This is a genomic window from Leucobacter soli, from assembly GCF_042659205.1.
GTDB lineage: Bacteria > Actinomycetota > Actinomycetes > Actinomycetales > Microbacteriaceae > Leucobacter > Leucobacter soli.
In genome coordinates, this window is sequence record NZ_JBHSRW010000495.1 from 1 (window position 1) to 556 (window position 556).

The window sequence follows — 556 nt, forward strand, 5'->3', positions numbered from 1 at the left end:
CATCGGCACCGGCGGTCGCCGCCGCCCAGGCCGCCTCGAGGAACTCGCGGTTCGTCTCGGCGAGGCTCGCCGCCCGGCTCGCCACCCGCTCGGGCGAGACCACGACCACGGCGCCGCCCTCGGGAAGCAGAGCGGTCAGCGGTGCCAGACCCGGCACGAGCTGCGGCAGCAGGCTCTCCATCCCCTCGACCGGGATGCCCTGCGCGATCTTCTCGAGCAACGTCCCGAGGGCGGGGAAGCGCGGAAGCAGAGCGGCTGCGCGCTCGCGCACGTCGTCGGTGAGCAGCAGTTCCCGAGCCGGCCAGAGTTCGACCTCGGGCAGCGGATCGCCCGCGCTCCGCTGGTCGCTGACCGCGAAGCGCCGGATCTGATCGACCTCGTCGCCGAAGAAGTCGACGCGCACCGCCTGGTCGGCGGTGGGCGGGAAGACGTCGAGGATGCCGCCGCGCACCGCGAACTCGCCGCGGCGCGTCACCATGTCGACGCGCGTGTAGGCGAGTTCGACGAGCCGCCGCGCCGCGGCTTCGAGCCCCTCCGAGTCCGCACCTGCGCGCAG

Annotated in this window: 1 pseudogene; it reads right to left on the bottom strand. The window is 74.1% G+C overall.

Going from position 1 to position 556, the window contains the following annotated elements:
• Positions 1 to 556 (bottom strand): annotated as a pseudogene (locus ACFPZL_RS14150) (transcription-repair coupling factor); the annotation flags it as partial.